The sequence below is a fragment of the Streptomyces sp. NPDC001904 genome (genome assembly GCF_040297005.1).
Classification (GTDB): domain Bacteria; phylum Actinomycetota; class Actinomycetes; order Streptomycetales; family Streptomycetaceae; genus Streptomyces.
Genome location: NZ_JBEOYI010000052.1, coordinates 1 through 23,951, shown reverse-complemented (window position 1 = coordinate 23,951; position 23,951 = coordinate 1). Strand labels below are relative to the sequence as shown.

At 71.5% G+C, this 23,951-nt stretch carries 23 protein-coding genes and 1 riboswitch; of the genes, 4 read left to right on the top strand and 19 right to left on the bottom strand.

Annotated elements, in window-relative coordinates:
• Positions 1-91: 91 nt before the first annotated feature.
• The 4 genes from fxsA to ABT127_RS38530 form a co-directional block, all read right to left on the bottom strand.
• Positions 92-673 carry an FxsA family membrane protein gene (gene fxsA, locus ABT127_RS38545; RefSeq protein ID WP_351461011.1) on the bottom strand — a complete coding sequence of 194 codons (582 nt, stop codon included), beginning with the start codon at positions 671-673 and terminating at the stop codon, positions 92-94.
• 71 nt (positions 674-744) lie between these two features.
• The gene (locus ABT127_RS38540) at positions 745-1,518 is read right to left on the bottom strand and encodes a polyprenol monophosphomannose synthase (protein ID WP_351461008.1); all 774 of its coding nucleotides are present in this window, start codon (positions 1,516-1,518) and stop codon (positions 745-747) included.
• Between the two features lie 501 nt (positions 1,519-2,019).
• Positions 2,020-3,633 (bottom strand): amidohydrolase, encoded by a 1,614-nt coding sequence (locus ABT127_RS38535; RefSeq protein WP_351461005.1) that lies wholly within the window; start codon positions 3,631-3,633, stop codon positions 2,020-2,022.
• Positions 3,634-3,702: 69 nt separating this feature from the next.
• Complete coding sequence (locus ABT127_RS38530; protein WP_111665596.1) at positions 3,703-4,143, bottom strand: Lrp/AsnC family transcriptional regulator; 441 nt, start codon at positions 4,141-4,143, stop codon at positions 3,703-3,705.
• 223 nt (positions 4,144-4,366) lie between these two features.
• On the opposite strand from ABT127_RS38530, the gene ABT127_RS38525 reads away from it, so the two are divergent.
• Entirely contained in the window at positions 4,367-4,816 is a 450-nt protein-coding gene (locus tag ABT127_RS38525; protein ID WP_351461000.1) for a hypothetical protein, read from the top strand.
• Positions 4,817-4,829: 13 nt separating this feature from the next.
• Here the strand turns inward: ABT127_RS38525 and ABT127_RS38520 are convergent, their stop codons facing one another.
• The 3 genes from ABT127_RS38520 to ABT127_RS38510 form a co-directional block, all read right to left on the bottom strand.
• Positions 4,830-5,921 (bottom strand): phosphotransferase family protein, encoded by a 1,092-nt coding sequence (locus tag ABT127_RS38520; protein WP_351460997.1) that lies wholly within the window; start codon positions 5,919-5,921, stop codon positions 4,830-4,832.
• Between the two features lie 28 nt (positions 5,922-5,949).
• Entirely contained in the window at positions 5,950-7,092 is a 1,143-nt protein-coding gene (locus tag ABT127_RS38515; protein WP_351460994.1) for an Rv3169 family protein, read from the bottom strand.
• 579 nt (positions 7,093-7,671) lie between these two features.
• A complete protein-coding gene (locus ABT127_RS38510; protein ID WP_351460991.1) occupies positions 7,672-8,835 on the bottom strand; it encodes an acyl-CoA dehydrogenase family protein in 1,164 nt (387 codons plus the stop codon).
• A 335-nt stretch (positions 8,836-9,170) separates the two neighbouring features.
• Between ABT127_RS38510 and ABT127_RS38505 the strand changes: the two genes are divergently transcribed.
• The gene (locus ABT127_RS38505; protein WP_351460988.1) at positions 9,171-10,412 is read left to right on the top strand and encodes a glycoside hydrolase family 18 protein; all 1,242 of its coding nucleotides are present in this window, start codon (positions 9,171-9,173) and stop codon (positions 10,410-10,412) included.
• A gap of 48 nt (positions 10,413-10,460) precedes the next feature.
• Here the strand turns inward: ABT127_RS38505 and ABT127_RS38500 are convergent, their stop codons facing one another.
• The 3 genes from ABT127_RS38500 to ABT127_RS38490 form a co-directional block, all read right to left on the bottom strand.
• Positions 10,461-11,096: a TetR/AcrR family transcriptional regulator gene (locus tag ABT127_RS38500; RefSeq protein WP_351460985.1), complete on the bottom strand. Its 636-nt coding sequence runs from the start codon at positions 11,094-11,096 to the stop codon at positions 10,461-10,463.
• A 95-nt stretch (positions 11,097-11,191) separates the two neighbouring features.
• Entirely contained in the window at positions 11,192-11,338 is a 147-nt protein-coding gene (locus ABT127_RS38495; protein ID WP_351460982.1) for an SCO1431 family membrane protein, read from the bottom strand.
• A gap of 147 nt (positions 11,339-11,485) precedes the next feature.
• On the bottom strand, positions 11,486-12,862 hold the full coding sequence (locus ABT127_RS38490) for a C39 family peptidase (protein ID WP_351460979.1): 1,377 nt from the start codon (positions 12,860-12,862) through the stop codon (positions 11,486-11,488).
• Positions 12,863-13,072: 210 nt separating this feature from the next.
• Between ABT127_RS38490 and ABT127_RS38485 the strand changes: the two genes are divergently transcribed.
• Positions 13,073-13,714: a uridine kinase family protein gene (locus ABT127_RS38485; RefSeq protein WP_351460976.1), complete on the top strand. Its 642-nt coding sequence runs from the start codon at positions 13,073-13,075 to the stop codon at positions 13,712-13,714.
• Between the two features lie 423 nt (positions 13,715-14,137).
• The gene (locus ABT127_RS38480; RefSeq protein ID WP_351460973.1) at positions 14,138-16,009 is read left to right on the top strand and encodes an AAA family ATPase; all 1,872 of its coding nucleotides are present in this window, start codon (positions 14,138-14,140) and stop codon (positions 16,007-16,009) included.
• Positions 16,010-16,054: 45 nt separating this feature from the next.
• Here the strand turns inward: ABT127_RS38480 and ABT127_RS38475 are convergent, their stop codons facing one another.
• The 9 genes from ABT127_RS38475 to ABT127_RS38435 all read right to left on the bottom strand — a co-directional run bounded on the left by ABT127_RS38475 (position 16,055) and on the right by ABT127_RS38435 (position 23,441).
• On the bottom strand, positions 16,055-17,131 hold the full coding sequence (locus tag ABT127_RS38475) for a hemolysin family protein (protein WP_351460970.1): 1,077 nt from the start codon (positions 17,129-17,131) through the stop codon (positions 16,055-16,057).
• Entirely contained in the window at positions 17,128-18,468 is a 1,341-nt protein-coding gene (locus ABT127_RS38470) for a hemolysin family protein (protein WP_351460967.1), read from the bottom strand. Before ABT127_RS38470 ends, ABT127_RS38475 begins: the two co-directional genes overlap by 4 nt.
• Positions 18,469-18,682: 214 nt before the next feature.
• The gene (locus tag ABT127_RS38465) at positions 18,683-19,129 is read right to left on the bottom strand and encodes a PH domain-containing protein (protein ID WP_351460964.1); all 447 of its coding nucleotides are present in this window, start codon (positions 19,127-19,129) and stop codon (positions 18,683-18,685) included.
• A 16-nt stretch (positions 19,130-19,145) separates the two neighbouring features.
• Positions 19,146-19,994, bottom strand: a complete 849-nt coding sequence (gene hisG, locus ABT127_RS38460) for an ATP phosphoribosyltransferase (RefSeq protein WP_351460961.1) — start codon at positions 19,992-19,994, stop codon at positions 19,146-19,148.
• Positions 19,995-20,049: 55 nt separating this feature from the next.
• Positions 20,050-20,322: a phosphoribosyl-ATP diphosphatase gene (locus tag ABT127_RS38455; protein ID WP_111665608.1), complete on the bottom strand. Its 273-nt coding sequence runs from the start codon at positions 20,320-20,322 to the stop codon at positions 20,050-20,052.
• 34 nt (positions 20,323-20,356) lie between these two features.
• The gene (gene ribH, locus ABT127_RS38450) at positions 20,357-20,842 is read right to left on the bottom strand and encodes a 6,7-dimethyl-8-ribityllumazine synthase (RefSeq protein ID WP_351460958.1); all 486 of its coding nucleotides are present in this window, start codon (positions 20,840-20,842) and stop codon (positions 20,357-20,359) included.
• Positions 20,843-20,902: 60 nt separating this feature from the next.
• Positions 20,903-22,192, bottom strand: a complete 1,290-nt coding sequence (locus tag ABT127_RS38445; protein WP_351460955.1) for a bifunctional 3,4-dihydroxy-2-butanone-4-phosphate synthase/GTP cyclohydrolase II — start codon at positions 22,190-22,192, stop codon at positions 20,903-20,905.
• On the bottom strand, positions 22,189-22,830 hold the full coding sequence (locus tag ABT127_RS38440) for a nicotinamide mononucleotide transporter family protein (RefSeq protein ID WP_351460952.1): 642 nt from the start codon (positions 22,828-22,830) through the stop codon (positions 22,189-22,191). The genes ABT127_RS38445 and ABT127_RS38440 overlap by 4 nt, the downstream gene beginning before the upstream one ends.
• Positions 22,827-23,441 carry a riboflavin synthase gene (locus tag ABT127_RS38435; protein WP_351460949.1) on the bottom strand — a complete coding sequence of 205 codons (615 nt, stop codon included), beginning with the start codon at positions 23,439-23,441 and terminating at the stop codon, positions 22,827-22,829. Before ABT127_RS38435 ends, ABT127_RS38440 begins: the two co-directional genes overlap by 4 nt.
• A 162-nt stretch (positions 23,442-23,603) precedes the next feature.
• A riboswitch (FMN riboswitch) is annotated at positions 23,604-23,734 on the bottom strand.
• Positions 23,735-23,951: the final 217 nt, after the last annotated feature.

Below are 23,951 nucleotides of genomic sequence, written 5' to 3'. Positions count from 1 at the left end.
CGGGCGTGGCGGCTTCGGTCATCCCCCGAGTATGGGCGCAGAACCGATCATTGCCACCCCGGGGGACACCGACTCGGCGACGCGCGGCCGGTCAGGGCATGATCGGCGGGCGCGGGTCGGCGTCGTCCCGGCGCGGGCCCGGGTACTCGTCCTCGTGGACGACCTCGCCCTGGATGACCGTGGAGCCGGGCTGGTGCATGCGCGCCTGCTGGAACGCGTTCCCCAGCGTGCCCGGGGGCGCCGCGCTCATCCTCTTCTCCAGCGTCCGCTCCGTGTAGCGGCTCAGGGCCGTGCGCAGCGGCGGGAGGAGGAGCAGCAGGCCGAAGGCGTCGGTGATCAGTCCGGGGATCATCAGCAGGAGGCCGGCGAGCAGCAGCAGCCCGTTGCCCGGCTTGCGCTGCTCCCCCGCCTCCACGACGCCCTGCTGCTGGCGCCGGAGCGTCTCGTTCAGGCTCTGGAAGGCGCGGCGGCCCGCTGCCTTGACCACGACGGCGCCCAGCACGAAGCCGGCGACCAACACCAGGAAGTACGGGAATCCGCCGATCGCCTGCGCCACCACGGTCCCCAGCCAGATCTCCAGGACCACCCACGCGGCGACGCCGATCGGCAGGAGCGTACGGGCACGGGAGCGCCGGGCTCCCGTGGGCTTGCGGGGCGGAGTACCAGTGGTCATGCCCCCAGTGTGCCCGCCGGCGCGTCCGAGTGGCGTAAGCGGAGGATCAGAAGTGCCCGGTCAGGAGGGGCTCAGCGGGTGTCGGGGCCGCGCCCGAGCACCTTGCCGACCCGCTCCCCCACACCCCACGTGGTGACCCGCCAGAGCGCCTCCACGACGATGTCCTTGCTCATCTTGGAGTCGCCCAGCTCGCGCTCGACGAAGGTGATCGGCACCTCGACCACGTGGTAGCCGGCCTTGATGGCGCGGCGGGCCAGGTCGACCTGGAAGCAGTAGCCCTGCGAGGCGACCTCGTCGAGGCCGAGGCCTTCGAGGGTCTCGCGGCGGAAGGCGCGGAAGCCGCCGGTGACGTCGCGGATCGGGACGTCGAGCAGCAGGCGCGAGTACGTGGAGCCGCCGCGGGAGAGGAACTCGCGGGACTTGGGCCAGTTCACGACCCGGCCGCCCGGCACCCAGCGCGAGCCGAGCACGAGGTCGGCGCCCTTGAGCGCGGTGAGCAGCCGGGGCAGTTCCTCGGGTTGGTGCGAGCCGTCGGCGTCCATCTCGATCAGCACGCCGTAGTCGTGCTCGATGCCCCAGGCGAAGCCGGCCAGATAGGCGGCGCCCAGGCCCTCCTTGCCGGTGCGGTGCAGGACGTGCACCTGGTCGTCGTCGGCGGCCAGCTCGTCGGACAGCTTGCCGGTGCCGTCCGGGCTGTTGTCGTCGGCGACCAGGACGTGCGCCGCGGGCACCGCCGCCCGGACGCGGCCCACGATGGACGTGATGTTCTCCGCCTCGTTGAAGGTCGGAATGATCACCAAGGCCGTACCCAGAGGGCCGAACTTCCGCCCACCGCCGTCGCTCACAGCTTCCCCTTAAAACTTCCGTTCACCAGGGGACCACCATAGCGAGCAGGAATGATCACGCCGACCCGGCGCCCCAGGGGCGGGTGCGGGAGAACTGCGGATCGGGGCCGGGCGTCCTTCGGGCCGACCTGGGGCCCGCTGGCTGCGGGTCGACCTAAAGCCGTTGTCTACTGAACGCCCGGGCCCCACCCGGGTCGCACCTGGCTCGACCGGCCGGAACGTTCCAGCGCCCCGTGGCGCGGGCGCTGGGCCTGGCTCCCAGTGGCGGTGCGCCGGTGCGGCACACCACCCCCTGACCCAGCTGCGTTCGACGACTGCGTGGACTTCCCCGGTCGTGCCTGCAAGGTGGTGGACCCGGCCGAACCTACCCGTCCCCCGCCGCGTTCTGTCAACAGCCGTTTGACCTGGGGGTCTTCGACAAGGCCCCTGGTCAGGGCGGAGGATGCGCAGGTCGTACGGGACGGCGCGGGCCCGCGATCGGACGCACGCCGCCCCGGTATCTCACTCGTCCGGCCGTACGAAGACCGTCTGTCCGAACACGACGGTCCGCAGACAGACCGGGAGCGCGGCACCGGGGGTCAGGTCCGGCAGGCCCGGGGTGCCCGAGCGCGGGTCGGTCGACCAGCGGGCCACCCGGTCGTCCGGGGCCTGCACGACCAGCTCGTCGGTGCGCCAGACGGCGTAGTCGGCGGGGGCGCCCGGGACGAGGACGCCCGCGTCGTCGCGGCCGACGGCGCGCCAGCCGCCGCGGGTGTGGGCGGTGAACGCGGCCCGCACGGAGACGCGGTGCTCGGGGGTGCGGTGGAAGGCGGCGGCGCGGATGGTGCCCCACGGGTCCAGCGGGGTGACCGGGCTGTCCGAGCCGAAGGCGAGCGGGACACCGGCCTTCAGCAGGGCCGCGTACGGGTTGAGGGTGCGGGCCCGCTCGGCGCCGAGGCGGTCGGCGTACATGCCGTCGGTGCCGCCCCACAGGGCGTCGAAGGCGGGCTGCACGGACGCGGTGAGGCCGAATTCGGCGAAGGCGGCGACGGTTTCGGGGGTGAGCATCTCGGCGTGCTCGACACGGTGTCGTGCGGCGCGCACGCGCGCGAGGCCGACCTTCTCGGCGGCCGCGCGCATCCCGTCGACCACGGCGGTGCAGGCGGCGTCGCCGATGGCGTGGAAACCGGCCTGGAGGCCCGCCTCCGTGCAGGCCACCACATGGGCGGCGACGTCGTCCGCCGTGAGGTAGGCGGTGCCGCTGTGGGCGGCGTCGGCGTAGGGCTCGTGCAGGCACGCCGTGTGCGAGCCGAGGGCGCCGTCCACGAAGAGGTCACCGGCGGCGCCGAGCGCGCCCAGGCTCCGGACCCGCTCGATGTCCCGGTCGGCCCAGTAGCCGGCGACGCGCGGTCCGGGCTCGGACCGGGCGAGGTCGAGCAGGCCGGTGAAGTCGTCCTCGGAGGAGATGTCGGGGCCGCCGCACTCGTGCACCGAGCCGATGCCGAGCGAGGCGGCGTGCCGGAGCGCGGCGCGCTGGGCCTCGGTGCGCTGCTGGGGGCCGACCGCGGCGAGGGCCGCGGCGCGTACGGCGTGGTGGGCGTCGCGGGTGAGGGGGCCCTCGGGGTCGTATCCGGCGCGGTCGGTGATGCCGGGGACGAGGTCGAGCAGGGCCGTGCTCACGACGGCGGAGTGCACGTCGATGCGGGTGAGATAGACGGGACGGCCGCCGGTCGCCTCGTCGAGTTCCGCGCGGGTGGGCGGGAGGCGGTCCGGCCAGCGGGCGGCGTCCCAGCCGTGACCGAGCAGGACCCGGTCGGTGGGGCGGGCCGCGGCGTGGTCCCGGACGAGGGCGAGGGCTTCGGCGCGGGAGCGTGCGGCGGTGAGGTCGAGCCCGGTGAGGGCGAGACCGGTCGACGTGGTGTGCACGTGGGCGTCGGTGAACGCCGGGGTGACCAGGGCGCCATCGAGGTCGACGGTCTCGTCCACGCCGTCCGCGAACGCGTCCGCCGCGCCTTCCGAACCGACCCAGGCGACATGGCCGGCCTCCACGACCATGGCGGTCGCGAAGGGGTCGGCGGGGCTGTGGACCTCGCCGCGGCGCAGGAGGACGGTGCGGGTGCTGGGGGGCGTGCTCATGGGGAACAGTTTCCCGTGTCGCGCGGGGTGCTCCGGTCCCGGGGTGCCGTTGCCGAAGCGGGGCAGCGACTAGATGCGGGGCGGGCGGGACTCGTACGGGGTCGAGAGGACGACCGTCGTGCGGGTCGAGACTCCGGCGAGGGAGCGGACCCGGGCCAGGAGGTTCTCCAGTTCGTGCGGGGTCTCCACACGGACCTTCAGGATGTAGTTCTCGTCGCCGGCCACGCTGTGGCAGGCCTCGATCTCCGGTACGCCCGCGAGGCGTTCGGCGATGTCGTCGGGGGCGCTCGGGTCGAACGGCTTCACCGAGATGAACGCCGTCATCGGCAGCCCGACCGCCTCGGGGTCGACGACCGCCGCGTAGCCGCGGATCACTCCGCGCTGTTCGAGCCGGCGCACCCGCTGGTGCACCGCTGACGTGGACAGGCCCGTGGCCTTGCCCAGGTCGGTGTAGCTCATCCGCCCGTCCTTGACGAGCAGCTGCACAATCTGTCGGTCGAGCTCCTCCATGGCGACGAACCTACCCGTCCCTTGATCCTCCCGGTACCGCGAAGGCCCTCTCGTCTACCGCGTCACCGGCACGCGCAATCGGCATGTGACGAAGGCCACACCATTCGGACCGTGTCCTGAGGCATCGCGCGGTTACCTCGCGCACGGGGCGGGAAGTGCTTGCTGTGGCCGAGGCCGCGACCCATGGACATCCGCGGCCGGCCCACCCGAGGGGGAGAATCCCATGCAGAGTGTGAAGCGTCCCGGACGCGCTGCCGTGCGCGGCAACCGCAAGCAGGCGGTCGTCGAGCCCCAGCCGGAGGGTGTCGAACCCGGCTTCGACGAAGGCGTCGGCGACGAGCTCGACGCGTACGACACGTTCGAGATGTACCGGGTGATCTGCCCGGACTGCGCCCAGCCCATCGCCCTCCTCGCGGACGAGGACGAGCTGCCCGAGCACGCCCACGTGGTCTCCCCCTGGAACCCGTTCGGCCTCTCCGTGTGCGCGGGCACCGGCCGTGCGGCCGCCGACGCGCGCCCCGCCGACGAGACGACGGGTACTCAGGAGCAGGACACCGCGCTGCTGTTGACGCTCCCTCAGGGACTCGACTGGCGCACTCAGCCGTTCTCGCACGTCGGCGGGCCCGGTTCGCGCCCGATCCGGGTGCCCCGGCAGCGCAGCAGCGCCGCCTGACCCGCTCGGGGTCTCACCAGTAACTGCCCTGCACCATGGCGCGCAGACTGTCGTGGTGCAGGATCAGTGTGTCCGGATCCGCGGGCACGGCGACCTCGCCGAAGTGGGCCTGCCGGTAGGCGACCCTGAGCATCACCACCGCGTGCCGCAGGGCGGCGTAGAGCGTGTAGAAGTCCATGTCGCGCGGGGTGTGGCCGGTGCGGCGCGCATAGCTCTCCTCGATCCGGTCGCGACGCAGGAACGCGGGCAGCCCCGGCTGGCCGAAGCTCACGGTGAGGTCCTGGAAGAAGCGGTGCAGATAGACGGTCCAGCCGAGGTCGACCTCGCGCGGGGCGAGTGCCGCCATCTCCCAGTCGAGCACGGCGGCCGGTTCGAAGCCGTCGTAGATGATGTTGCCGATCCGGGCGTCCCCCCAGTTGAGGACCGCGGCGCCCTCCTCGCGCGGCCACAGCTCCTCGAGACGGTCGAAGGCGCGCTCGATCAGCGGTGAGGGGGCGAGACCGGCCACCACCCAGGCGTAGTAGGCCCGTTGGGCGGTGACATGGCGGCGCAGCGGGCTGCCCGCGCCGGGCAGCGCCAGGAACTCCGCGTCGGTCGCGGGCACGCCGTCGTGCAGCCGGGCGATGACGCCGACGCTCGCCTCTTCGAGACGGGCGCGCTCGGCATCCGTCGCCGCGTGCAGCCAGTTGCCCTCGTACGTGTACGGCATCACGTCGGGCGGCACTCTCCCGGCGACTCGTTCCATGACGAAGAAGGGCGCTCCGAGCGGGCCCGGGTCCTCCTCCAGCCACAGCACGCGCGGCACCGGGATCCCGGCGCGGTCGGCGGCGAGCCGCATCGTGCGGTACTGACGCGGCATGTCGTACACCGGGAAGACCGTGTACGCGGACGGGTCGGCCGCGAGACGCAACGCGCAGGCGCGCACCGGGGGTTCGGGGTGGTCGATGTCGAAGAGGAGCGTCTCGCTGGACATGCCGTTGGACTCGGGGACGGAGACGTTCACCGCCTCGGCACCGGGAAGTCTGCCGCCGAGCCACACGGTGAGGCGGCGGGCGAGCTCTTCGGGTTCGCGGGTGGAGGTGCGCGGGCGCGGCGCTGTCGCCATCGTCGAACTCCCTCTGGCTGTGGGTGGGTTACGGACGGCCCGGGGCCACCGAGTCGAAGCCGGTGAAGCCGCTCGGGTCGTGCCGGCCGAAGCTGCCGTGCTCGAAGATGCCGTGGCCGACCTGTCCGTCGAGGGTGAAGCGGGCCGCGTGGTCGGTCACCCCGTACGCGGCCAGGGGGTGCGCGGACGGGTCGGAGAGGTCGTAGTCGCGCCGGTCGGTCCAGCCGGGGCCCTGCCAGGTGCCGTGCTGCCAGTCGTCGGCGGGCGGATATCCGGCGCCGAGCGCGAGGGGCGAGGAGGTGAGGATCTCCACGCCGAGTTCGAGGGGCTTGCGGGTGGCCGGATCGGTGAGGTGGACGACCGCGCTCTCGGGGTGGCGGGTGCCGGGACGGTAGCTGATGTCGGTCCGGGGCCAGCCGAGTTGGCGGTCGCGGTGCCCCTCCTGGACGAGGGTGGCGTCCGTGAGGGTGCGGTACCCGTCGGCGTCCTCCTGGGTGACGACCATGAGGAAACGGTCGTCGAAGCGGACCGGCGCCCAGATCCAGTGGAAGCCCTCGGTGGGATGGTCCTGGGCGAGCCGTCCGCCCTCCTCGCCGGGCACCGGACGGACACCCCAGCTGCGGTCGCGGGTGCCGGTCCAGTCGCGTACCTCGATCTCGCGGCCGCCGATGCGCAGCCGTCCGTCGACCCGGCCCGCCTGCACGAACCGCTTGCCCTCCAGCGTCAGCCGTCCGCCCCTGCGCTGGAGGTGGTGCGGCTCAAACAGCGCCGGGAAGGCGGCCTTCCAGGTCATCTCGTACGAGAGTCCGTCCGGGTCGTCCGGGTCGGCGGCGCAGGTGAGGACGAACTCCTCGAGCGGGCGCTCGACCCGGATGCGCAGCGGGCCGACCTCCATCCGCATCCGGTCCGCCTCGTCCAGCGCGTCGGAGGCGCGGACGGCGTGCAGGGTGTCACCGGCGCGGAGCGTGGCGTAGGCGTCGACGACGCCGAGGTTGGGATAGACGCCGAGGCCGAGGATGAGCAGGAAGTGCCCCTCGGGGTCGACGAGATGGAAGATGCAGCGGTCGTAGGCGTTGCGGTCGCCGGTCGCCACGTGCTTCATCGACAGCGGGACCTGGTGGACGGGGTACTCGTCGAGAGGCACGGGACGTTCGTCGTCGGTCACGGGCATCCTCCCTGCGTGCGGACCGGTTGACGTCGCCCGGAGGGGTACGGCCTGCCCGGCGGCGAAGTTGACGGTACGTCAGCTCCACGCGGCTGAGAAGACGTGCGACAGCCGCTCCCGGCACGCGGTTATGCCGCGAACGGACGCTCGATACCGTCAACACGTGACCTGACCCGTCGCCCGAACGTTGATCTGGCATGACCCCGACGGAGATCCCGGCCTCTGCACCCACCGGACGACGCAGGCGCATCCTCGTCCCTGTTGCCGCAGAATCGGTTCATCATCAGCAACAGCAGGCACCTCAGCCCCACCCGGCACATCAGACCCACCAGACACAGATGTCACATGCGACGCACCCGGCGCAGTTTTCACACGCCGCCCCGCAACCTCCGCGTCCCGCTCCGCCGCACGCCCATCAGCGGGTCGCGGCGGCCCCCGTGGCGAACCCGCCGCACCCGGCTCACCCGGACCCGCCCATCTACCGGGCCCTGATCGCGAGCTGGGCCGACCGCGGCAGGACGCTGCCGGGCCGGCCCGACCCCGAGTGGGTGCGCCTGGTGGCGCCCACCGTGCGCAGCGGGCAGTTCAGCGGGATTCAGGTCCCGCGAGGTGACGGGCGATGACCATGCGCTGGATCTGATTGGTGCCCTCGACGATCTGCAGCACCTTGGCCTCGCGCATCAGGCGCTCGACCGGGAAGTCCGCCGTGTAGCCGTATCCGCCGAGGACCTGCACCGCGTCCGTGGTGACCTTCATCGCCGCGTCGGTGCACAGCAGCTTCGCCATGGCCGCCTGCTTGGAGAACGGCCGGCCCGCGTCCCGCAGCCGGGCCGCCGACAGGTACAGGGCGCGGCCCGCCTCGATCTGCGTGGCCATGTCGGCGAGCATGAAGCGCAGGCCCTGGAAGTCGGCGATGGGGTGGCCGAACTGGGACCGGCCCTTCGCGTACGACACCGCCTCGTCCAGCGCCGCCTGCGCCACGCCGATCGCGCAGGCCGCGATGCCGAGCCGGCCGGAGTCGAGCGCGGACAGGGCGATCTGGAAGCCCTGCCCCTCGTCCCCGATCCGCCGGGCGTCGCCGATCCGCACTCCGTCGAAGTGGACCTGCGCGGTGGGCGAGCCCTTCATGCCCATCTTCTTCTCGGGGACGGCGGCGCTCAGTCCGGGCGCGTCGCCGGGCACCAGGAACGCCGTGATGCCGCGGGCGCCCTCGCCGCCGGTGCGGGCGAGCACCGTGTAGAAGTCCGCGACCCCGCCGTGGGTGATCCAGGCCTTCGTGCCGGTCAGCACCCAGTCGTCGCCGTCGCGCACCGCCTTCGTCCGCAGGGAGGCGGCGTCGGAGCCGGACGAGGGCTCGGAGAGGCAGTACGCGCCGAGCAGCCCGCCGCCGAGCATGCCGGGCAGATGCTCGGAGCGCTGCTGCTTCGTGCCGAAGTTGGCCAGCGCGTGGCAGGCCAGCGAGTGGACGCTGACGCCGAGCCCGACCGTCAGGCGCGCGGCCGCCAGCTCCTCCAGAGCCTGGAGGTACACCTCGTAGGGCTGATCGCCGCCGCCGAACTCGGCGTCGTAGGGCAGTCCGAGCAGTCCGGACGAGGACAGCAGCGCGAACGTCTCGCGCGGGAAGCGGCCGGCGTCCTCCTCCTCGGCCGCGCGCGGGGCGATCTCCCGCTGCGCGATGTCACGGACCAGCTGCATCAGGTCCTGAGCTTCGTCCGTCGGCAGCTGACGCTCGACTCCTGGCTCCGGCATGGCGACGCTCTCCTCCCTGGCGGGCGCTGCGGTGGGCCACGGGGTGAGGCGGCGCCACCGGTCGGTCACTACCGAACCGATGCTGCCCTTCCGGGTCTCGGAAGCGGCTGACCAGCGGCTGCGGCGTGTTGAGTATTCCCGATCCGGGGCCTCGCGTCACTAGTTAACGACCGCTTACTCCAAGTTTTTCGCGGGCTTCCCGGGCGTGTGCGGGAAGTGGGGAGATTGGTCCGGACCATTGACCCCACTGGTCTAGTCCTCCTACTGTTCCGTCCGCAGGTCCAGCACGGAATCCCCCACATCCCGCGTGTTCCCCTCCCCCACGAGGAGACAAGATGCTCAGACCGCACCTCCCCCGCATGCGCCTCAAGGCGCTGGCCCTCGCCGTGTCGGGCGCCGTCCTCGGCGCCGGACTGCTCGCCTCCGCGGGCAGCGCGACGGCCCAGACGGAGACCGGCTCCGGTACGACGGCGGCCGGTTCGAAGGTCGTCGGATACTTCACCGAATGGGGTGTCTACGACCGGAACTACCACGTCAAGAACATCGAGACGTCCGGCTCCGCCGACAAGCTGACGCACATCAACTACGCCTTCGGCAACGTCCAGGGCGGCAAGTGCGCCATGGGCGACTCGTACGCCGCGACCGACAAGGCGTACACCGCCGACCAGGCCGTGGACGGGGTCGCCGACACCTGGGACCAGCCGCTGCGCGGCAACTTCAACCAGCTGCTCAAGCTGAAGAAGTTGCACCCGAACCTCAAGATCCTCTGGTCGTTCGGCGGCTGGACCTGGTCCGGCGGGTTCGGCGAGGCGGCGAAGGACCCGGCCGCGTTCGCCCAGTCCTGCTACGACCTCGTCGAGAACTCCAAGTGGGCCGATGTCTTCGACGGCATCGACATCGACTGGGAGTACCCGAACGCCTGCGGCCTGACCTGTGACACCAGCGGTCCCGACGCGTACAAGAACCTGATGGCGGCGCTGCGTTCGAAGTTCGGCAGCGACTATCTGATCACCTCGGCCATCGCGGCCGACGCCGAGGACGGCGGCAAGCTGGACGCCACCGACTACGCGGGCGCCGCCCAGTACGTCGACTGGTACAACCCGATGACGTACGACTACTTCGGCGCCTGGGACGCGCAGGGTCCGACGGCCCCGCACTCGCCGCTGACCAAGTACGACGGGATCCCGAAGGAGAGCTGGAACTCCTCGGCCACCATCGACAAGCTCACGGCGAAGGGCGTCCCGGCCTCCAAGCTGCTGCTCGGCATCGGCTTCTACGGGCGTGGCTGGACCGGCGTCACCCAGGACGCCCCCGGCGGCACGGCGACGGGTCCCGCGGCCGGCAAGTACGAGCCGGGCATCGACGACTACAAGGAGCTGAAGACCAAGTGCCCCGCGACGGGCACGGTCGGCGGCACCGCGTACGCGCACTGCGGCTCGGACTGGTGGAGCTACGACACCCCGCAGACCATCGCGGGGAAGATGGACTACAAGAACCAGCAGGGCCTGGGCGGCACCTTCGTCTGGGAGCTGTCCGGTGACACGTCGGACGGCGAGCTGATCAAGGCGATCGACTAGCCGCGCGGGAACGGCGTGAGGGGCGGGGCCGGATTCCGGCCCCGCCCCTCACGCCGTCGTGGTCACGGTGGCCGGACAATCGGGCTCGAACTCCGCGATCACCCGCAGGGTTTCGACGAGGGTGCGCACCAACAGGGCCCGCACCGTGTCCCGTTCGACCTCCCGGCGGCCGATCCACTCCAGCGTGACGCCCTCGACGCCGCACAGCCAGCCGAGCAGGGCGAGCCGGGCCAGCTCCGGCACGTCGGGCTTGCCGTAGGCGCCCCGGGCGATGGTCGCGATCATCTCCTCGCGCACCCCGTTGCGCAGGGCCTGCACCTCGGCGTCGAAGCCGACCCCGCCCGTGATGATCGTGCGGTAGGCGGCCTGGTGGTGCTCGGCGTAGCGCAGATAGCCGTCGACGGTGCGGTGGACGCGGTCGACCGGGGCCAGATCGCCGGCGCTGCTCGCCCGGTCGACGAGGTCGCCGACGGAGTCCTCGATGATCGCGAGGTAGTAGCCGCGCTTGGACGTGAAGTAGTAGTAGATCAGCCCCTTGGCGACCCCGGCGTGCCGGGCGATGTCGTCCATCGACAGAGCGTCGTAGGACGTGTCGGCGAACAACTTCCGCCCGATGGCGATGAGTTCGGCGCGGCGCGTGGCGGAGCGGTCGGTGCCGCGCACCCGCTGTTCACTGTTCTTCAATTCCGGCCCTGGTGTCCGACTCCTGCGGATTTCGCAGTATGGCACCTCGCGGACCGGCGGTGACGCGGATCACCTCACGCCGGGTGGCGGGAGCGTCACATCCAGCCGAGCTGGGTGACGAGCATCGCCACCACCACGACGAAGGTCCACCCCAGGACGTGCTCGAGGATCTTGGGCCCGTCCTGGGGGCCACCGGTGCGGGCGCGGGTGGTGGGGGCGACGGTGGCGGAACTGGCGGTCATGGGCGTCTCGCTCGGCTCGTGATCAGGGGCCTGATCGGGGCAGGTACTCCCCCCGAGGGCGCCCGACTCCCCTCCGGCGCCCTCTCCACCATGCCATCGGGTGAACCGGTTGCGACCGAGACCTTCGACACACGCCCGGGGCGCGCCCTAGCGGACGCCCACCTTGGCCAGCGCGCGCCGCTGCGCGGGCGTGGGGTGCGCCGGGAAGTAGAGGTAGCAGACGCCGCCGGTGCCGGAGGAGACACCGCCGGAGGCGTTGTACCGCTTCGTGCGCAGCCAGATGTTCTCCCACTCACGGCGCTGGTAGACGCGGCGGACCGCCGGGTCGTCCTTGGAGGCCGGGTCGTTGGCGATCACGTCGCCGTCGGCGGTGAAGCCGATGACCGTCATCAGGTGCCCGGAGGTGCCGTATCCGGCGCCGGTCAGCTCGGTCTTCAGGAACGACTGCGACGTTATGGCCGGGATGCCGGCCGCGATCAGCGTCTCCAGATCGGTGAGCGAGCCGAGCCGGGTGACGACGCCCTGGAGATCCTTGTACGTGGCCGCGTACGCGGCGTTGAACGGCCAGTTCCCGCAGCCCTCGTACTGGTAGTCGTACGTGGAGCGGGCCGCGAGGCAGACCTGCGGGTCGGCGTAGGACGGGTCGACCCAGGCCAGCTGCCCGGCGCTCGGCTTCCGGCCCCAGGACTCGATGATCATCTGCGAGGAGGTGGGGCTGCACCACGCCTCGCCGCCGCCGTCGTACTCGGGGTACTGGCCGGCGTGCACGTCCTGCGAGTAGCGCGGCACGGCCAGCTCGCCGGCGAAGCCGGGCACGGAGGCCGGGACGGTGAAGCGGTCGGGCACGTCCGAGCCCATCGCGCCGAGCCGCCAGACGGTGGGCGCGGTCTTGGTGCCGGGAGTACGCAGCAGGGTCAGGCGCAGACTGTAGGAGGGAAGGCGCAGGCCGGACGCCGCGTCGTCGATGGAGAAGGTGTCGGTCCAGATGCTGGAGCGGCCGTCGCTCTGGTCGTCCACCGAGGTGCGGCGGATGTCGACCTTCTCGTCGTCCCCCGCCGTCCAGCGGCCCATGACGTACCAGGGGGTGAGGGTGCCGTCGGTGTACGTGCCCCGCAGCTCGACCTGGATCCAGGTGCCCGCCGGAGTGTGCGCGTTCCAGGAGGCGATGACCTCGGTGGCGGGCACGGCGAGCGCGTGGACGGGCGAGGTCCAGGTCGCGTACTCCCAGTCGGCCGTCCGGTTCAGGTGCGGATCGGTGTAGCTCATCGTGCCGGCGGCCCTGGCGAGGGTGACGCCGGTCCGGGGCCCGGCGAGGGCACGGATGCCGTGGCCGGTACCGGAGCGCCAGTCGGTGTGCGTCGTCCAGGTGCGGTTGTCCACGAGTCGGACGGGGGCCTTCTGGTGTGCGGGGGCCGAGGCGTGCGCGGTGGTGGCCGTGGTCGCGGCGAGCGCGACGCCCGCGGCCGCCGCCAGCACGGTTCTGCGGGACGGAGTCGATGCGGTCGGCTGGTCGGGGCGGGTCATCGGGAGGATCCCCCTGTCGACGGTTCGGGCGGACGGGACGGGCGCGCGGGATGTGCTCCGGGTGGAACAGTGCGCCAACTATGGCTCCCGGAGCGGGATTTCCACCAGCGTTTCGGGGGTGCTCCGCGCGACCAATATTGGTCTTCACCACTGGCATGACCTGCGGTGGCGTCGACGAAACCGATCCTCGCGGGACATACCCTTGCGGGCGTGGACTATCAGCACGTGCCCCTCGCCCCGTACGCCGAACGGCTGCGCCGGCTGCCGCCCTCCTGCGGTCCGGTCCGGCTCGTCGGCGTCGACGGACACGCCGGATCCGGCAAGTCGACCTTCGCCGGCCGGCTCGCGCGGGCGCTCGGCGACGCGCCCGTGCTGCACCTCGACGACCTCGCGAGCCATGACGCCCTCTTCGACTGGACCGGGCGGCTGCGCACCCAGGTCGTCGAGCCGCTGTCCCGCGGCGGGGCCGCGCGCTACGAGACGTACGACTGGAACACCCGGCGCTTCGACGGGGCCGGGCTGCTGCCGCCCGCCGAGGTGATCCTCGTCGAGGGTGTGGGGGCCGGGCGGCGGGAGGTGCGGCCGTTCCTCGCGGAGCTGCTGTGGATGGATCTGCCGCGTGAGGCGGCATGGGGGCGGGGACGCGCACGGGACGGAGCGGCCCAGCGAGAATTCTGGGACGGCTGGATTCCAGCGGAGCGGAAGCATTTCGCACAGGACCCGTCGCGGCCGTTCGCCAAGAAATTGGTAAGAGAGTGCCCCGAGGGGTACGAGATGCGCGAAGGCCCTGCTGGGACCACGCAGACTCGTCACTCCGTCACTCACCGTGAGGGTCCGCCAGCGGTGCGCTGAACGGTCGGAAAGCGCCTTCCGCCAGTTTCGGCGAGTGCCTCAACTCGGCTTGACCCAGGGGCCGTACAGGACTTACGTTCTGAATGTGCGGCCCCTAGGGACCGCCCGCAGTCGCGAAGCCCCCGGTTGTTCCCCCGTGATCGGGGGCTTCGTTCTGCCCGCAATGCCCCTTCACCGGCGCTCCGCGGCCCTCTTCGTTCACCCAGAGTCACCCTGCGGTACCGCGCTCACCTGCACCGAATCCCCCACTGTCGCACCGATCCGACCCCGTTGCGCCCTTCGGCCCACCCTGTGCCCGCAGGTACGATGCCTCTCGGTGCGGCCTCTGGACGGCTCGCTGTCCGCATCGCGACAACTCCCGTCCATGACAGCTTGGTTAAGGGCGGATCAGGTTCATCGGGGGCACGGCGTGTGGGGGACGTGATGAGCTTCGGCACTGGGGCACCACCGACGGGCCCGGCCGACCTCGCGTGGCTGCGGGGCGTCGACGCCTACACGATGGGCGCGTATCCACAGGCGGAGGAGGAGTTCCGGGCCGCCGTGCGGCTGGATCCGGGAATGGCGGACGGCTGGCTCGGGCTGCACGCCCTGCGCATCGACACGACGACGGCGCTGCTGCGGATGTTCCGCCACCGCGAGCGGTTCGGGGAGCAGCGCACCCGGCACCGGCGCACCCTCAACTCCTGGTACTGGCTGGGCTGGTGGGTACAGCCGGTGCTCGAGCATCCGCGCGATCTGCTGCTCGCGCACGCCTCGCACTGGCTGGACGGCCGTCATGTCCCGGACCTGGACCGGGCGTTGGCCACGCTGCCGCCGGTGGACGCGGACCGGCAGGTGCGGTTCCTGCACGCGTGCCGGTCCTATCTGGTCAAGGACTGGGAGCAGTTGGTCCGGCACACGGACCCGCTGGTGGACGATCCGATGCTCGGGATCGAGGCGGGGCTCTTCGGCGGGATGGCGCGGGTGCGCCTCGACATGTACGGCCAGGCCGAGCCGCTGCTCTCCTCGGCGCTGATGCGCTGCCGCAGCGAGCAGCCGCAGCGCAAGGAGCTGCGGTACTGGCTGGCGCGCGCCCACGAGGGCACCGGTCGTTCGGCGGCCGCGCTGCCGCTGTACCGGGCCGTGCACCGGGTCGACCCCGCGTTCATGGACACCGCGGCGCGGCTCGCGGCGATCACCGAGGGGGACGGGTACACGGACTTCACGGACGGCACCGATCTGGCCCCGATGTCCCTGACGGGATTTCAGGACGGCCTGGACGGCGGGGAGTCCGTCGATCCGCTGTTCGCCAGTGACGGCCGCGACCTGAAGGTGTCCGAGCCCGATCTGCCGCCGCCGGGCGGCGGCGCCGACGACGAGGCCGACATCGTCAGGGAGAAGGCGGTGGTGCCGGTGACGGCGGCGCCGCTGCCGCCCGGTCCCGCGGATCCGACACTGCTCGACGAGGCCCTCGCGGAGCTGGAGTCGATGGTCGGCCTGGAACCGGTCAAGCGGCAGGTCAAGGCGTTGTCGGCGCAGTTGAACATGGCGCGGCTGCGCGCCGGGCAGGGCCTGCCGGTGCAGCCGCCCAAGCGGCACTTCGTCTTCTCCGGCCCCTCGGGCACCGGCAAGACCACGGTCGCCCGGATTCTCGGCCGGGTGTTCTACGCGCTCGGGCTGCTCGGCGGCGACCATCTGGTGGAGGCGCAGCGGGCCGACCTGGTCGGCGAGTACCTGGGCCAGACGGCCGTCAAGGCGAACGAACTGATCGACTCGGCCATGGGCGGGGTGCTCTTCGTCGACGAGGCGTACGCGCTGTCGAACTCGGGGTACGGCAAGGGCGACGCGTACGGCGACGAGGCCCTCCAGGTGCTGCTGAAGCGCGCGGAGGACAACCGCGACCATCTCGTGGTGATCCTCGCCGGATACCCGGAGGGCATGGACCGGCTGCTCGCCGCCAACCCGGGACTGTCCTCGCGCTTCACGACCCGGGTCGACTTCCCCTCGTACCGGCCCCTGGAGCTGACCTCGATCGGCGAGGTGCTGGCGGCCGAGAACGGGGACGTGTGGGACGAGGAGGCCCTGGACGAGCTGCGCTCCATCGCCGGGCACGTGGTCGACCAGGGGTGGATCGACGAACTGGGCAACGGACGGTTCCTGCGGACCCTGTACGAGAAGTCGTGCGCCTACCGCGATCTGCGGCTGACCGGCTATCTGATGGAGCCGTCCCGGGACGATCTGGCCACGCTGCGGCTGCCGGATCTCATGCAGGCGTACGGCGAGGTGCTGTCGGGGCGGGGACCGGGCGGTCTGTGACGGCGTGCGTGCGGGACGCGCCCGAGGACGCGTCCCGCACGAGGGTCAGGCCGGTACGCCCTGCCGGGCGCGGGCCGGCGGGACCACCGGCTCGTCCCGGTGGGCCGGGTCCCTGACCTCGCCGACCAGGAGTTCCAGGACGTCCTCCAGCGCGACGAGCCCCAGGACCCGCCCCGAGGCGTCCGCGACCTGCGCCAGGTGGGTCGCCGCGCGGCGCATCACCGTGAGCGCGTCGTCCAGCGGCAGCTCCGCGCGCAGGGTCGTCATGGGACGCCAGACGTGCTGCGGGACGGCCCGGTCGGTGTCGGGGCCCTCGATCAGGTCGAGGACGTCCTTCACGTGCAGGTAGCCCATGAACGCACCGGTGTCCGCGCAGATCGGGAAGCGGGAGTAGCCGGTGCGGGCGGTGAGGGAGATGACCTCCGCCGGGGTGACCGACGGGCCGACCGTCACCAGCGACGCCTTGGGCAGCAGCACGTCCATGACCGGGCGCGAGCCCAGTTCCAGGGCGTCCTCCAGGCGTTCCTGCTCCTCGGGGTCGAGGAGGCCGGCCTGCCCGGAGTCCTCCACGAGGCGGTTGAGCTGCTCGCTGGTGAACACCGCCTCGACCTCGTCCTTGGGCTCGACCCGGAAGAGCTTGAGGATCAGCCGGGCGCAGGCGCCGAGCGCCAGCGTGATCGGCCTGCACAGGCGGGCGAAGGCGACGAGACCCGGGCTGAACCACAGCGCGGTCTTCTCGGGCGCCGCCATCGCCAGGTTCTTCGGGACCATCTCGCCGATGACGAGGTGGAAGAAGACCACCGCGGCGAGCGCGATGACGTAGCCCAGCGGGTGGATGACGCCGTGCGGCAGGTGGATCGCCTCGAAGAGCGGTTCCAGGAGCTTCGCGACGGTCGGCTCGGCGACCGCGCCGAGGGTCAGCGAGCAGACGGTGATGCCGAACTGGGCCGCCGCCATCATCTGCGGCAGGTGTTCGAGCCCGTACAGGACCTGGCGGGCGCGGTTGCCGGGGATGGGTTCGATCTGGCTGCGGCGGACCGACACCAGGGCGAACTCGGCTCCGACGAAGAAGCCGTTGGCCAGGACCAGGAGGGCGGCGAAGAAGAGTTGCAGGGCGCTCATCGGGCCGCCTCCAGGACTGCGGTCCGCGCGGTGTCCGCGGTGCGGACGATGCGGACCCGCTCGGCACGGTAGTGGTCGACCTGGCGGACGGAGAGCTTCCAGCCCGGGAGTTCGGCCTTGTCGCCGGGGGCCGGGATGCGGCCGAGGAGGTCGGCGACGAGTCCTGCCACCGTCTCGTAGGGGCCTTCGGGGACGTCGAGGCCTATGCGGCGCAGGATGTCGACGCGGCATCCGCCGTCGGCGTCCCAGGCGGGGCGGCCGTCCTCCGGCGGCGCGGTGGCCAGCTCGGGGAGGTCGAGACCGTCGTGCTCGTCGCGGACCTCGCCGACGAGCTCCTCCACGATGTCCTCCAGGGTGACGACCCCGGCGGTGCCGCCGTACTCGTCGACGACCACGGCCATCGGCTGCTCGCTGCGCAGCTGGGCGAGGAGCGGCTGGACCGGGAGCGTCTCGGGGATCAGCAGCGGGGCCTGGGCGATCCGGCTCACCGGGGTGCGCAGGCGTTCGTGCGCGGGCACGGCGAGGGCGTCCTTGAGGTGGACGACGCCGATGACCTCGTCGATCCGCTCCCGGTAGACGGGGAAGCGGGACAGGCCGGTGGCGCGGGTCAGGTTGACCACGTCCGAGGCGGTCGCGGAGGCCTGGAGCGCGCTGACCTTCACCCGCGGCGTCATGACGTGCTGGGCGGTCAGCTCGCCGAGCGAGAGGGTGCGCACGAACAGGTCGGCGGTGTCCTGCTCCAGGGCGCCGGCCTGCGCGGAGTGGCGGGCCAGCGACACCAGTTCGCCCGGGGTGCGGGCGGACGCCAGTTCGTCGGCGGGTTCCACGCCGAGCGCCCGGACGAGCCGGTTGGCGACGGTGTTGAGCAGGGCGATGACCGGGCGGAACAGCCGGGCGAAGACCGACTGCGGGCCGGCCACGAAGCGGGCCACCTGGAGCGGCTTCGACACCGCCCAGTTCTTGGGCACGAGTTCGCCGATCACCATCTGCACGGCCGAGGCCAGCAGCATGCCGACGACGACGGACACTCCGCCGACCGCGCCCTCGGGCACGCCGACGGCGGTGAACGGGCCGCGCAGCAGCTCGGCGAGGGCCGGCTCGGCGAGCATGCCGACGACCAGGGAGGTGATGGTGATGCCGAGCTGGGTGCCGGAGAGCTGGAAGGAGAGTTCCTTCAGGGAGCTCACGACGGTGCGGGCGCGCTTGTCGCCCGCGGCCGCGGCCTGTTCGGCGTCGGGGCGTTCCACGGTGACGAGGCCGAATTCGGCCGCCACGAAGAAGCCGTTGGCGAGGATGAGAAGAAAAGCGGCCGCGAGAAGCAGCAACGGGATGGTCATGCCGCCGCCTCCGAGGACGTACGCGAGCGGGTCGCGCTATGTCGGGAGGGGGCGGCGCAGGTACTACCGGACGATCCGTCCATCGCTGGAGGGAGTCACTCCTCGGTTAGCAGGAACCCCGGACGGTCGGGCCGGGGCGGGGCGGCTCTCGGCGCACGCCCTGCCAACAGATTAATCAGTAGGGGGGCAGGGCGTCAGGGGCCGGGCGCCCGAGTCAGTTCTGGGGTCGTGCGTGGGCCTGGTCGGTCAGGGCGCGCAGGGACTTCGCGTCGCGGATCGCCGTCTTCCTCGCCAGGCCGGGCTGGATGCCCATGGCGGCCATGCTGGTGCCGTCGGTGAGGTTGAGGAACACCCACGGATCGCCGGGGCGCAGGTTGACCTGCACGATCTCCGCCCACGACAGGCGGCGGCTGCGCGCGATGTTGACGACGGTGACGCCCTCGCCGTCGGCGACCACCTTGGGGCGGGCCAGCAGGCCGAGGACGCCCCAGAACAGCGCCGCCGTGAAGACGAAGCTGGTCTTCTCCGCCGGGCTCATCCCGTTGAGGATGAGCGCGACGACGGTGATCGTGACGAAGGAGGCGGCGCCGAGCGTGTGCAGGATCACGCGGGTGCGCCCCGGCCTGAAGGTGACGGGCAGGCTGGGCAGGGCTTCCGGCATGGTGGTCTCGGTGTCCTCAGAGGCGGCAGGCGTGGATGGCCGTCGTCAGGATGGCCCGCGCGCCCAGGGCGTACAGGTCGTCCATGATCCGCTGCGCGTCCTTGGCGGGGACCATGGCGCGCACGGCGACCCAGCCCTCGTTGTGCAGCGGCGAGACGGTCGGCGACTCCAGGCCGGGGGTGAGGGCGACGGCCCGCTCCAGGTGCTCGGCGCGGCAGTCGTAGTCCATCATCACGTACGTCCGCGCGACGAGAACGCCCTGCAGGCGGCGCAGGAACTGCTGCGCCTTGGTGTTGTCGGTGTCGGCGCCGGTGCGGCGGATGACGCACGCCTCGGACTTCATGATCGGGTCGCCGAAGACCTCCAGGCCCGCGTTGCGCAGCGAGGTGCCGGTCTCGACGACGTCGGCGATGGCCTCGGCGACGCCGAGCTCGATGGCGGTCTCGACCGCGCCGTCGAGGTGGACGACGGACGCGTCGACGCCGTGGTCGGCGAGGTACTTGCCGACGATGCCCTCGTACGAGGTCGCGATCGTCTTGCCCGCGAGGCCGGCGAGGTCCTTGACCGCGCCGGGCCGGGAGGCGAAGCGGAAGGTGGAGCGGGCGAAGCCGAGCGGCAGGATGGTCTCCGCGTCGGCGCCGGAGTCGATCAGCAGGTCCTGTCCGGTGATGCCGATGTCGAGCTTGCCGGAGGACACGTAGATCGCGATGTCCTTGGGGCGGAGGTAGAAGAACTCCACCTCGTTGTCCGGGTCGACCGTGACGAGTTCCTTGGACTCCTTGCGCTGGCGGTATCCGGCCTCATGCAGCATCGCCGACGCAGGTCCGGACAGTGAACCCTTGTTGGGGACGGCGATGCGCAGCATGAGGCGGGATTCCTTTGCGTGATCAGGGAGTTGAACGAACGGCTGAGGCGGTGGCTCAGAGGTGGGCGTACACGTCGTCGAGGGAGATGCCGCGGGCGACCATCATCACCTGGACGTGGTAGAGCAGCTGCGAGATCTCCTCGGCGGCGGCGTCCTTGCCCTCGTACTCGGCGGCCATCCAGACTTCGGCGGCCTCCTCGACGACCTTCTTGCCGATGGCATGGACACCCTTGCCGACCAGCTCAGCGGTGCGGGAAGTGGCGGGGTCGCCGGTGGCGGCCTTCTGCTGGAGCTCGGTGAAGAGCTCCTCGAACGTCTTATTGGACATGGTGCTGCCTACTTTACGCGGCTCTCCCCGGCCCCTAGCGCCAGGGCTCGGCGATGGTCCGCAGCGTGGTCGCGGTGGCGACGGCGGCGGTGACGGCCTCGTGCCCCTTGTCCTCGTTGGAGCCCTCGATGCCCGCCCGGTCCAGGGCCTGCTCCTCGGTGTCGACGGTCAGCACGCCGAAGCCGACGGGGACGCCGGTGTCGACGGAGACCTGGGTCAGGCCCTGGGTGACGCCCTGGCACACGTACTCGAAGTGCGGGGTGCCGCCGCGGATGACGACGCCGAGCGCGACGATCGCGTCGTAGCCGCGGTCCGCGAGCCGCTTGGCGACGACCGGCAGCTCGAAGCTGCCGGGGACGCGCAGCACGGTCGGCTCGCTGATGCCCAGCTCGTTCAGCGCCCGCAGGGCGCCGTCGACCAGGCCGTCCATGACCTTCTCGTGCCACTGGGCGGCGATGACGGCCACCCGCAGGTCGCCGCAGTTCTCCACGCTCAGTTCGGGTGCACCCTTGCCGCTCACGCGCTTCTCCTCGTGTGTACGTCGATCGGTTGTACGTAGATCAGTGGATGGAAGAGGGGGTTACTGGTTGTTGCAGGCGGACGTGCGGGGCGCGTCCAGCCAGGGCAGGTCGTGGCCCATCCGGTCCCGCTTGGTGCGCAGGTAGCGGAGGTTGTGCTCGCCGGCCGTGACGGGCATCGGCTCGCGGGCGGTGACCTTCAGGCCGTGCCGGGTCAGGGCCTCGGTCTTGTCGGGGTTGTTGGTCATCAGCCGCAGGCTGCGCACCCCGAGGTCGTCGAGGATCTGGGCACCGGCCGCGTAGTCGCGGGCGTCGGCGGGCAGGCCGAGCTCCAGGTTGGCGTCGAGGGTGTCGCGGCCCTGCTCCTGGAGTTCGTAGGCGCGCAGCTTGGACAGCAGGCCGATGCCTCGCCCTTCGTGGCCGCGCAGGTAGACGACGACACCGCGGCCCGCCTCGACGACGCGGCGCATGGACTCCTCCAGCTGGGGGCCGCAGTCGCAGCGCAGCGAGTGGAAGATGTCGCCGGTCAGGCACTCGGAGTGGATCCGCACGAGGATGTCGTCGCCGTCACCGACCTCGCCGTGGACGAGGGCGACGTGCTCGACGCCGTCGACGGTGGAGCGGTAGCCGTACGCGGTGAACTCGCCGAAGGCGGTGGGGAGCTGGACGGTCGCCTCGCGCTTGACGGTGGGCTCGGCGCTCCTGCGGTACGCGATCAGGTCCTCGATGGAGATGATCGTCAGGCCGTGCTTGCGGGCGAACGGGATCAGCTCGGGCAGCCGCAGCATGACGCCGTCCTCGCCGGCGATCTCGACGATGGCGCCGGCCGGGCGCAGGCCCGCGAGCCGGGCCAGGTCGACGGCGGCCTCGGTGTGGCCGTTGCGGACGAGGACCCCGCCCTCCTTGGCGCGCAGCGGGAAGATGTGGCCGGGCCGGACGAAGTCGCCGGACCGCGCCGTGCCGGAGGCCAGGAGCCGGAGGGTGGTGGCGCGGTCGGCGGCCGAGATGCCGGTGGTGACGCCGTGCGCGCCGGAGGCGTCGACGGAGACCGTGAAGGCGGTCTGCATCGACTCGGTGTTGTCACCGACCATCTGCGGCAGGTCGAGCCGGTCCAGTTCGGGGCCCTCCATGGGGGCGCAGATCAGGCCGCGGCACTCGCTCATCATGAAGGCGACGATCTCGGGCGTGATCTTCTCGGCGGCGACGATCAGGTCGCCCTCGTTCTCCCGGTCCTCGTCGTCGACGACCACGACGGGGCGGCCCGCCGCGATGTCGCGGATCGCCATCTCGACCGGGTCGAGGGAGAGGTCGGCGTCCTGGGAGACCTCGTACAGGTGGGGTGCCGTGCTCATGCGTGCGCTCCTTCCAGAGCGGGGGCGGCGGCCGCGCGGGACCGCAGCCACCAGTCGCGCATGCCCCACAGGACGAGCGCGCCGTAGATGACGTAGACGAAGCCCGAGAAGGCGTAGCCGTTGGCGAAGTTGAGCGGGACGCCGACGGCGTCGACCAGCAGCCAGGCGAACCAGAACTCGACCATGCCGCGCGCCTGGGCGTACATGGCGACGACGGTGCCGACGAAGATGTATGCGTCCGGCCAAGGGTCCCACGACAGGCTCGGGTAAGCCTTGAAGAGCAGTGCAACGGCCACGGTGCCGGCGGCGCCGGCGAGGACCATCAGACCGCGCTCCTTCCAGGTGGCGAAGCGCACGGCGATGGTGCCGTCCTGCGCCTGCTTGCGGCCGCGGACCCAGGCGGCCCAGCCCATGGCGGCCACGACCATGACGACGACCTGCTTGCCGGCGCTGCCGGTCAGGTGTCCGGCGAAGGCGCCGAAGAGGATCAGGCCGGAGACGAACTGCACGGGCCAGGTCCATATGGAGCGCTTCCAGCCGAGCGCGAGCGCGATCAGGCCGAAGGTGTTGCCGATCATGTCGGACCACAGGATGTGCTGGCCGAACGCCGTGAACGCCTCGGTGTTGAGCCAGTTCACTTGGTGCCCCCCTGGTGGTCCTGGCGGGCGCCGAGCATCCGCTCGACGTACTTGGCGATGACGTCGACCTCGAGGTTGACCGGGTCGCCGGGCTGCTTGATGCCGAGCGTGGTCAGGGCGAGCGTGGTGGGGATGAGGCTGATGGTGAAGTAGTCGTCGGCCGCCTCGACGACGGTGAGGCTGACGCCGTCGACCGTGATCGAGCCCTTCTCGACGACGTAGCGGGACAGCTCCGCGGGGAGCGAGACCTTGACGATCTCCCAGTGCTCGGAGGGGGTGCGTTCGAGGACCGTGCCGACCCCGTCGACGTGCCCCTGCACGATGTGTCCGCCGAAGCGGCCGTCGGCCACCATCGGGCGTTCGAGGTTGACGCGCGAGCCGACGGCGAGGGCGCCGAGGCTGGAGCGCTTGAGGGTCTCGGCCATGACGTCGGCCGTGAACGCGTCGTCGCCGTGCTCGACCACGGTGAGGCACACGCCGTTGACGGCGATGGAGTCTCCGTGCTGGGCGCCTTCGGTGACGACGGGGCCGCGGACACGGAAGCGACAGGCGTCGTCGAGCGTCTCGACGGCGGCGATCTCGCCCAGCTCTTCGACGATTCCGGTGAACACTTCCCGGGTCCTCCCTCTTGGGGCCTGGACTCCGGGGCACTGTCGTACGACGACGACAGAACGTACGGACAGCGACACCGGGAACGGCGACGCCGTGTTCGACACCGGTCCCGTGCGGGACCCGTGAAACAGCCGGCGACGCGCACCTGTGGTGCCCGCCCGCCGCGCACTGCCTCCCATCCGGACTTTAACCGTCGGTCCAGGAATTTCACCTGGTCAACCGGCCACTGGACGTGACCGGGTCGCGGACTGTAACCGCCGGTTCGGACTTTCACCGACCCCGGAGTGCGCTGCTTCTGGTACACGCCCAGTCTGCCACGTCCTGTCGATGTGCATGCATACGGTTGCTGTGGGCTGACTCACAGCGCGGGGCGATGGTTTCTTCCTGCGATCGGGAATATCGCGGCCGGTTCTTCGTCTGCGGCCCGGTGGGGGCTTCTCGCGCAGTTCCCCGCGCCCCGAAACAAATACCTTCTATCACCGAATGTTGTCGGGGTAAACGCATACAAA